The sequence below is a fragment of the Paenibacillus polymyxa genome (assembly GCF_018614975.1).
In the GTDB taxonomy this organism is placed as follows: domain Bacteria; phylum Bacillota; class Bacilli; order Paenibacillales; family Paenibacillaceae; genus Paenibacillus; species Paenibacillus polymyxa_E.
The window spans coordinates 18,308-27,013 of record NZ_JAGGNR010000050.1 but is presented as its reverse complement, the minus strand read 5'-3'; the positions used below and the strand labels follow the sequence as shown (position 1 = coordinate 27,013).

The following is an 8,706-nucleotide window of genomic DNA, read 5'->3' as shown; positions in this document are numbered from 1 at the left end:
GGGTAGCTATGTACGGACGGGATAAACGCTGAAAGCATCTAAGCGTGAAGCCCCCCTCAAGATGAGATTTCCCAGTATGTAAGACCCCTTGAAGACGACGAGGTAGATAGGCTGGGGGTGGAAGTGCAGCAATGCATGGAGCTGACCAGTACTAATCGGTCGAGGGCTTATCCAATAGCAAGTTGTAAATCGCATGTTTCGTTTCGAATCTAGTTTTCAGAGAACAACCACTCTGAAATGTAAGCTAAGCTATGCGTTTGGTGGCGATGGCGGAGGGGTTCCACACGTACCCATCCCGAACACGACCGTTAAGCCCTCTAGCGCCGATGGTACTTGGACCGCAGGGTCCTGGGAGAGTAGGACGCCGCCAAGCAATAAGAAGACACACTTGATGATATCGAGTGTGTCTTTTTCATTTTTATGTAATTCATTTTATGTAATTCAATAATTCTGATTTGACTTGTTATATACATAAAATACTGGCGTTCCAATCCTTAAAGCTGTGATACAATAGGTGAGGTCTATATAGAAAACGGAAACACGCATAAGTACGAGGAGGAACAGTGAACACGATGAAATCAGCCCCGTTTATTGCCGTGGAAGGTCCGATCGGAGCGGGGAAAACAACGCTGGCAACGATGCTTTCCCATGAATTGAATCTTCCGTTAGTTAAAGAAATCGTAGAAGAGAATCCATTTCTGGCTTCCTTTTATCAGGATATCGACGAGTGGAGTTTCCAATTGGAAATGTTCTTTCTTTGTAATCGGTTTAAACAATTGGAAGACACGGGCGCTCACTATGTCGAGCAGAATTCCCCTGTCATTTCGGACTACCATATCTATAAAAATTTGATTTTTGCCGATCGTACCTTAAAGGGAACGAAACGGGATAAATATCGTCAAATCTATCATCTGTTAACAGATGATCTGCCAAAGCCCAATCTGGTGCTCTATATTGAAGCTGAACTCGATACGTTGATGTACCGCATTAACAAGCGTGGACGCTCATTTGAGCAGGATATGGACCCGGCATATATGGAACAACTGATCGCCGATTACAAAACAGGCATGGACTATTTGGCAAATAGCTCAAATCCGCCAGTAATCATTAAGGTCAATGCAGAGCAGCTCGACTTTGTGGAACATCCTGAACACTTCAGGCAAATTGTTAATCAGGTAAAGGAGTATATCATATGAATAACTATGGCATTCCTACGAATGCATTAATTACGGTAGCAGGTACGGTTGGAGTGGGCAAATCCACGTTAACGGCTGCGCTTGCACAGCGTTTGAATTTCAAGACTTCTCTGGAACAAGTTGATCATAATCCATATTTGGAGAAGTTCTATCATGACTTCGAGCGTTGGAGCTTCCATCTGCAGATTTATTTCCTGGCAGAGCGCTTCAAGGAACAGAAAAAGATTTTTGAACTAGGTGGGGGATTCGTACAGGATCGTTCCATCTATGAAGATACGGGTATTTTTGCACAAATGCATGCAAATCAAGGAACCATGTCTGCTACAGATTTCGAGACATACAGCAGTTTGTTTGAAGCGATGGTAATGACACCGTATTTCCCACATCCAGACGTGCTGATCTATCTGGAAGGCAGTCTGCCTTCGATTTTAAACCGAATTACGGAACGTGGACGCGAGATGGAGATTCAGACGGATCGTTCGTACTGGGAGCACATGCATGAGCGCTATTCCGTGTGGATTGATCAGTTTACAGCTTGCCCTGTGCTGCGTCTGAACATTGATGAGTATGATGTGCATGATCCGGCATCGGTGGCTGCCATTTTGGCACAGATTGCAGCTGTTATTCAGCCTTCCAAGGAAGTGCAAAGGTAAGATAGAGAGAGCTTTCCAATGTATTTTTCTGAGTTACATTGGTTATATCCATGATATAGATATGGACAACATCCCTTCTACGGCTATTATGCTGTTGGAAGGGATGTTTTTTTATGTGCCAAGGGAGTGATTATGAGTTGTTTGTGGATAAAACTAAAATGATTTATCTGAGCAATTAAATAAACGGAAATATAATATATCTCTTATGTTATATAAATATATTTGCTCACCAAAAGTAGAAAAATGTTGAATAATAGGTCTTTTTGTGGTTTCATAGGAAAGGTGAATTCTGGAAAAGAAGCATATGCATGACTCAGGAGGGAAAGACAACGTGGAAGAGAAACAAGGAGTTAAAATCGGTATGCCGGTCATTGGTGGTTTAATTGCAGCCATTCTGGGAGGCATCGTATGGGCAGCTATTGCTGCAATGACCGATTATGAGGTGGGATTAATTGCGATTTTGATTGGAGCGCTCACGGGCTACGCAGTTGTGTTGTTCTCCAATAAACGAATTGCGACGGTACATAAGATTATTGCCGTACTGTTTGCGCTCGTAGGCATTTTGTTGGGGAAATATCTGACGGTGGTTTATTTTACTTCCGAACTGTTTGGTGATGTAAGCGTGATGGAACTTGTGTTTGATAGCGAGATGATTAGTGCGTTTGTGGAAACCTTCCAGGAGTATTTCAGCCAACCGATTGATCTGTTATTCATTGTGCTTGCGATTGTGTCTGCATGGCAGATTCCTGGCCGGATGGCGAGAACTAGTCTAGCCACGGATGCCTCTTCATCGGATCATGCACCAAGAGCTTAATCGGATAGACGGTGGACGCTGGCAGCAAAATGAAGAACGTTTGACAGAAGAAACTTAATATCATCATCCTAAACATCTGGTGAAACGGTTATATCGAAGGACTGGGAGCAGAAGAAAACGTAGTAAAGAGCATCTACTTTAAAAGGTATTTATAGTACTCAGAGTGAGCAGCAGTTAGGCTTGTTCACATTGCGGCTGAGTTACTTGCACACAAAAGGGACGATACGCCTGAGGGCGTACGTCCCTTTTGTATATCTACTGGGTAGTAGGTGTGGGATACGGCTCATAACTTTTGCAACAACTCGGATCGATTTAAATTACTTACCACATAACCCTAGTATATATCCAACATGTTCATAAGGTTAATTACAAGAAACATGTGGTTACCCCAGAAGGTAGGTTCAAATATCCGAATGGTCATTTACTGCGAATAAAGCTGATGACATGAAAATTTTTACCTTTACAGGACAGGGCGTTAACTTCCAGACTATCGTTTACAGTCCACATCTGACGGCAATGAGAGTTGAATAATACTGTATGTGGTTGAAGACAGGGCTATATTATTTGTTTTGGTCAGCAAATACAGCCATAGCATCTCTCATAAATACTGCTAATCCATCACCAAACTGATCAATATTACGCGTGAAGCGTTCATCGTCTACGTACATCTCACCAAGTCCTCGAAAGGCTTCAGGCGAGTAGCTTCCCATTTGGTTTAGCCAAGTGTACCACTTTTTGATGCCGGCCTGTGCCTCCGCAGATGCTGGTTCTGTGTGACGAAGTGAAGCCAGATGTTTATAGATTTCGTTCATTTGATCGGATAGAGCCTTTTGCTCCGTGGTTGATTTACTGTGCAGCTCCTGATTTACATGATCGACGGCATGGTCTCCCCAACGTTCCCGCGCTTCTTGTCCATACGGATTCTGGTTAAAATCAAATCCTTCGAATTGTTCTTTGGCTGTCATTTTAATTTCTCCTCTCACGTGTAAAACCGTTCTATCAATGGTAGCAATCATCTGGTCCAGGCGTTGGCGTTTCTCGAGCAGTATAAGTCGATGCATTTTAAGTGCTTCTTCCGGATTGAAGGAGGGGTTGGTTATAATGTTTTTGATCTCCTTCAGAGAGAAGTCGAGTTCCTTGAAAAACAAAATCTGCTGCAACCGTTCCAGATTGGCATCTGAATATAATCGATACCCGGCAGAAGTCACTTCGTCCGGGGTTAATAGTCCGATCTCATCATAATAATGCAGTGTGCGCACACTGATCGAGGCAAGTTCGGCAACTTCTTTTACCTTCATGGCCATGTGTGAAACCTCCTTACAACACCGATTGTACAGTGTCACGTTACGTGAGAGTCAACCGTTGAAAATGAAAAAAAAGATGCAAGCATGGAGGCTGCATCTTGATCATGGATTGGTGACTAGATGTGAAAAGGTGTGACTAAAATATTGTATCATTCAGTCACTGGAGGGGAGAGGATGCGCTTTTATGTCGAAGACATGGGCTGCTGCCGCGCCCCAGGGGGAGGCTCCTCTGTTATAGAGAGGAGGGCGAATGGTTGTGAGCTGCACCATGTATTCGGTGCAGCTCACGGGGATGGCAGTGCAGGGAGAGCAGGGCTACGCCTGCATCCCGCGCACTGCCGCAGCGAACTGCGCAGCCGCTGCGCGCACATCGGCCGCGCCCGCGATGGCGGAGATGACGGCTACGCCGTCGGCTCCAGCCGCCATCACGGCGGCCGTGGTATCGGGCGTAATGCCGCCGATACCCACAATCGGAACTGCGATGCCTGCGGCGCGCAGTTCCGCCACCCCTGCGGGGCCCAGCACAGCGTGGGCATCCGCTTTGGAGCGCGTCGGGTACATGGGCCCGACGCCAAGGTAGTCGGCGCCCGCCTGCACCGCACGGCGCGCCTCATCCACAGAGTGGGCGGATACGCCAAGCATCCGCCCATCTCCAATGCGGGCGCGTACTAGGGCTGCGTCCGCATCTTCCTGGCCGACATGCACGCCGTCGGCCTCCACCGCTACAGCCAGCTCCACATCATCGTTCACGATGAACGGGACCCCGTGCTGGCTGCACACCTCGCGAAGCCGCATCGCAAGCGTGATGCGAGCTTCGCCAGCCAGGGCGCCAGTTCCCTTCTCACGGAACTGGAACAGCGTGATGCCGCCAGTAATGGCCTGGCGCAGCACTTCCACAGGGTCTTGCGTTGTATTGACACTGCCCATCACCAAGTACACCTGCATCGCGCGTTGTACCGCATCTGCTTCCCAAGGGTGCATCACTGCTCACCCCGCTGCCTGCGCTGATACGCAAAATGATTCGTTGGCCCATGTCCGGCCCCAATCCCCAGCTCATCTTCAATGGCTGCCTGAATGAATGCTCGCGCAGTCGTGACAGCAGCCAGAACAGGTGACCCCTTGGCTAACTCTGCGGTGATCGCAGCAGAGTATGTGCATCCAGTTCCGTGTGTATGACGTGTTACCACACGAACATTCTCCAGGTAATGAAATGACTGCCCATCGTAGAGCACATCCACGATCATGCCACTACCTTCATCATGACCACCTTTGACCAAAGCATACGTTGAGCCCATCTGAACGATCTGCCGTGCGGCTTCTTCCCGCTGACTCAGATTCGTGATAGACATCCCGGTAAGCAGTTCCGCTTCCGGAATATTGGGTGTTGTGATCAGGGCATGGGGCAACAGCTCCGTAACCAACGCCTGTACAGCTTCCTGCTGGAGCAGGGGGGCGCCACCTTTGGCTACCATCACAGGGTCGATGACCAGATTCGACCAATGGTATTGCTGCCATTTTTCAGCCACTAGACGAATAATCTCGGCACTATATAACATGCCGGTCTTCGTTGCGGTTGGTTGAAAGTCTTCGCCGGTCGAGTCCAATTGCTGGATAATGCCATCGTAAGGGATGGGAAAAACGCCCTGCACACCGGTTGTATTTTGGGCAGCAATAGCGGTGATAACGGTCATGCCGTATACACCAAGTTCCTGGAAGGTTTTCAGATCAGCCTGAATGCCTGCGCCGCCCCCGTTATCAGAACCTGCAATGGTTAGTGCTTGAGCAATCCTCATACTGCACCTCCACGGATCTGACGGATCTGTGCGCGTTCTGCCAAGAGGTCAGGTGTCACTTGTGCCAGTTGATTCAACAACTCAATCTGGAAGCTACCCGGCCCCTGATGAGCCGTCCGCTCTGCCGCTAGTTCAGCTGCTAAACCATAAAAAGTGAGTGCTTCAACAACACTGCCTAGAAGATCGGCTTCTGATTCTGCTATGGCTGTAAAAGCGCCAATCACCGAACTGAGCAGACAGCCAGCACCCGTGACTTGAGTGAGCAGGGCATGACCATTACTCGTGAGGAATGTGGATTGTCCATCGGTAATGATATCTTCTTTTCCCGTGATGACCACGACACAGCCAAGTTGTTGTGCTGCCCGCTCCGCAATGTCGATCCGGTCGCCCTCACCTGATCCTGCGTCTACACCTTTGATACTCCAGCTCTCACCGATGACATTGGCGACCTCTGCCACATTGCCGCGCAGTACCGTGAGACGAAGCTCACGAACGAGCATCTGCACGGTTTCCGTGCGATAGGCGGTTGCGCCTGCACCGACGGGATCAAGCACCACAGGCACGTGATGCACATTAGCCGATTGGCCTGCCAGACGGATCGCCTGAACGACTTTGTCATCGAGTGTACCGATGTTGAGTACCACGGCTCCTGACATCTTGGCGACATCAGCGACCTCTTCATGAGCATAGGCCATAAAAGGGGACGCACCTAGTGCAAGCAGACCATTGGCTGTGAAGGGAGCCACGACAAGGTTGGTGATATTGTGTACCAGCGGATTTTGCGTACGAACACGTTCCAGATAAGACATATAATTTCCTCCTTGTTTTGAAGTAACCCCATCGGCGGAAGTCCGATATCTGTAATCACTCAGTAGAATAATAGGATATGAGTCTCCTTGCCTGAGTAGGGCGCAGAGTGTAACAATAGCCAGATGCATTATTGTGGGAAAAGCAGAAACGTAAAACGTAAAACGTAAAATCAAAATCTAAATCATTTTCATAACTCACTAAAAATGGATTTTTGTAACTGAATATAGATAAATTGAATCCATTTTGATCTATATCTCCCATTGATTGAAACAGCTAAAGGTTGGATTAATATAATGTAAATTTGCAGAAAGGCAACAGTACTAAACGAAACAGTAAAAAAACGAAACGATACAAAATACAGAAAGTGAACCCAGGATATTTCTTCAAACTCAGGCTAGAGTACGGTGATGGACGTTAGCATCCATCCAGTATCTTGAAGTTCAGGCTGGTCGATACCCAACTGATTGGGACATGATCGGGGCACGACTGGGCAGACGCTGTTTCTAAAGAACACAGGACATCTTATTTGGCTGTCAGGTCCTCCTTTTGAAATGTAAGGAACATCAGACACGTTATTTCCCAAATTTCCCTGACCAAAAAGCTGCAAACAGCTGTTTATTCTGATATAACATGTCTCAGATTCTTTAGATTTCTGCAACCGCTCCAAATCCCTGAATAGGACGCCTCAGATTCGTTAGCGCTCGCTCCATGTTCTACTCTGAGCATATTAGGGCGCGCAATTCAGCTCCCAGTAGGCTTGAAGATATGCGTTAATGTATATTACCAAATACATATCAACAAGCCACCCAAACGCATATCAATCTACCCAATTGCACATCAAGCCACTTAGGCTTGTTAAAAATTCTGATCCTCAGATGCTTGCTTCAGGGCAATTCCATTTCGCAAACCTTCCTGCATCCGATCCCACGTTTTTCTAACTTTGCTTTTAATCCCCTTGCTTTCATTCCCTTTATGTTCAATCACTTTTCCTTCATTCACGTTGCGCCCCTTTACTTACTCTCCTTGCAGATGAATAAAAGCATCCTCGGCTTTCACCGATTCAGGAATCAAATCCTGTTCAACGAGCCATGCACGTACATTTTCCCACGACTCCATTTCCTGCCGACCAAACATCTGACCTTCTTCATTCATGAGTGGCAGTAGAATAGCCAGGCTTTTGGTTTCGATCTCCGGGTCAAGCGGAGACGTTTCATTCTCATGAGCGAGCAGAATATTCAAGGCTTCTTCTGGATGCTCCGTTACATATTTCTGTCCTTCCTGGATCGCTTTGACGAACCGGGTAAGTTGGTCATTTTTCGCTTCAATGCCAGCTTCACTTGCAGTCAGGACCAGTTCATAATAATCAGGCACACCATAATCGACGGGGTTAATGGATTTCATGGCATGTCCTTCTTTCTCCAAAATCAATTGTTCATGGTTAATAAAACCACCCATAATCGCATCTGCCTGTTCGGAAGCCAGCGAAGGAATCAGATCGAACCCAACGTCAACCAGATTCATGTTGTCAGGATTGCCGCCATCGTGGCTGATCATCGTACGTACCATCGCTTCATACAGCGGAATCGAAGAATAACCGACAGTTTTTCCGTCAAGATCTTTGGGTGAATTCACGTTACCATTTGCTTCGGTCAACAGATGCACAAGCGGGTGCCGAACAACAGCAGCAATGGAACGTACAGGAATGTTCTCACCACGAGCGAGCAAGATTTGGGGTTGGTAGCTTAGAGCCAGATCAATTTTACCGGCAGCAACAAGTTTGAGTGAATCATTGGTATCCGCAGGCATCTGAATTTCGACATCGAGACCTTGGTCTGTGAAGTACCCTTTCTCCTGAGCCACATAGATGAAGGAATGTACTGCATTCGGGTACCAGTCGAGCATGATGGAGAGTTTATCTTTGGTGTCTGATGCTGGTTCGGTTGCAGACTTGTCTGTTTGTTGTGCATTGCTTGCAGAGTCTGTTGTTGGCGTGTTTTTGCTGGTATTCGTGGTGCTGCATCCGCCAACGATCATCAAAAGGCTAATGAGCATGATGGGAAGCAGGGTGTATATACCTTTGTTATTCATAAATGAAGTTCCTCATTTCGTCGTTTTGTTTACCTCTAATTTCTGTCT

General features: G+C 47.2%; 9 protein-coding genes and 2 rRNA genes. 5 read left to right on the top strand and 6 right to left on the bottom strand.

Annotation, left to right across the window (positions count from 1 at the left end; all coding sequences use genetic code 11):
- The 5 genes from J7E78_RS26900 to J7E78_RS26880 form a co-directional block, all read left to right on the top strand.
- A 23S ribosomal RNA gene (locus tag J7E78_RS26900) occupies positions 1 to 175 on the top strand; the annotation flags it as partial.
- Positions 176 to 256: 81 nt separating this feature from the next.
- A 5S ribosomal RNA gene (gene rrf, locus J7E78_RS26895) occupies positions 257 to 373 on the top strand.
- 199 nt (positions 374 to 572) lie between these two features.
- Positions 573 to 1,196, top strand: a complete 624-nt coding sequence (locus J7E78_RS26890) for a deoxynucleoside kinase (RefSeq protein ID WP_215079621.1) — start codon at positions 573 to 575, stop codon at positions 1,194 to 1,196.
- The gene (locus J7E78_RS26885; protein WP_215079619.1) at positions 1,193 to 1,849 is read left to right on the top strand and encodes a deoxynucleoside kinase; all 657 of its coding nucleotides are present in this window, start codon (positions 1,193 to 1,195) and stop codon (positions 1,847 to 1,849) included. Before J7E78_RS26890 ends, J7E78_RS26885 begins: the two co-directional genes overlap by 4 nt.
- Positions 1,850 to 2,180: 331 nt before the next feature.
- Entirely contained in the window at positions 2,181 to 2,663 is a 483-nt protein-coding gene (locus tag J7E78_RS26880) for a hypothetical protein (protein ID WP_311518105.1), read from the top strand.
- A 560-nt stretch (positions 2,664 to 3,223) separates the two neighbouring features.
- Here J7E78_RS26880 and J7E78_RS26875 read toward each other — a convergent pair.
- From J7E78_RS26875 to J7E78_RS26850, 6 genes are all read right to left on the bottom strand, one after another.
- Positions 3,224 to 3,967: a MerR family transcriptional regulator gene (locus tag J7E78_RS26875; protein ID WP_215079614.1), complete on the bottom strand. Its 744-nt coding sequence runs from the start codon at positions 3,965 to 3,967 to the stop codon at positions 3,224 to 3,226.
- A gap of 315 nt (positions 3,968 to 4,282) precedes the next feature.
- Entirely contained in the window at positions 4,283 to 4,948 is a 666-nt protein-coding gene (gene thiE, locus J7E78_RS26870; protein ID WP_215079612.1) for a thiamine phosphate synthase, read from the bottom strand.
- Positions 4,948 to 5,760 (bottom strand): bifunctional hydroxymethylpyrimidine kinase/phosphomethylpyrimidine kinase, encoded by an 813-nt coding sequence (gene thiD, locus J7E78_RS26865; RefSeq protein WP_215079610.1) that lies wholly within the window; start codon positions 5,758 to 5,760, stop codon positions 4,948 to 4,950. Before thiD ends, thiE begins: the two co-directional genes overlap by 1 nt.
- Positions 5,757 to 6,569 carry a hydroxyethylthiazole kinase gene (gene thiM / locus J7E78_RS26860; RefSeq protein WP_215079607.1) on the bottom strand — a complete coding sequence of 271 codons (813 nt, stop codon included), beginning with the start codon at positions 6,567 to 6,569 and terminating at the stop codon, positions 5,757 to 5,759. Before thiM ends, thiD begins: the two co-directional genes overlap by 4 nt.
- 856 nt (positions 6,570 to 7,425) lie before the next feature.
- Positions 7,426 to 7,569 carry a hypothetical protein gene (locus tag J7E78_RS26855; RefSeq protein ID WP_215079605.1) on the bottom strand — a complete coding sequence of 48 codons (144 nt, stop codon included), beginning with the start codon at positions 7,567 to 7,569 and terminating at the stop codon, positions 7,426 to 7,428.
- A 15-nt stretch (positions 7,570 to 7,584) separates the two neighbouring features.
- The gene (locus J7E78_RS26850; RefSeq protein ID WP_215079603.1) at positions 7,585 to 8,658 is read right to left on the bottom strand and encodes an ABC transporter substrate-binding protein; all 1,074 of its coding nucleotides are present in this window, start codon (positions 8,656 to 8,658) and stop codon (positions 7,585 to 7,587) included.
- Between the last annotated feature and the right edge of the window lie 48 nt (positions 8,659 to 8,706).

Bases quoted from the DNA above. Each gene is read 5' to 3' on its own strand.
- J7E78_RS26875 (WP_215079614.1), bottom strand. From the start codon at position 3,967: ATGGCCATGAAGGTAAAAGAAGTTGCCGAACTTGCCTCGATCAGTGTG.
- thiM (WP_215079607.1), bottom strand. From the start codon at position 6,569: ATGTCTTATCTGGAACGTGTTCGTACGCAAAATCCGCTGGTACACAAT.
- J7E78_RS26850 (WP_215079603.1), bottom strand. From the start codon at position 8,658: ATGAATAACAAAGGTATATACACCCTGCTTCCCATCATGCTCATTAGC.
- thiE (WP_215079612.1), bottom strand. From the start codon at position 4,948: ATGCACCCTTGGGAAGCAGATGCGGTACAACGCGCGATGCAGGTGTAC.
- thiD (WP_215079610.1), bottom strand. From the start codon at position 5,760: ATGAGGATTGCTCAAGCACTAACCATTGCAGGTTCTGATAACGGGGGC.
- J7E78_RS26890 (WP_215079621.1), top strand. From the start codon at position 573: ATGAAATCAGCCCCGTTTATTGCCGTGGAAGGTCCGATCGGAGCGGGG.
- J7E78_RS26885 (WP_215079619.1), top strand. From the start codon at position 1,193: ATGAATAACTATGGCATTCCTACGAATGCATTAATTACGGTAGCAGGT.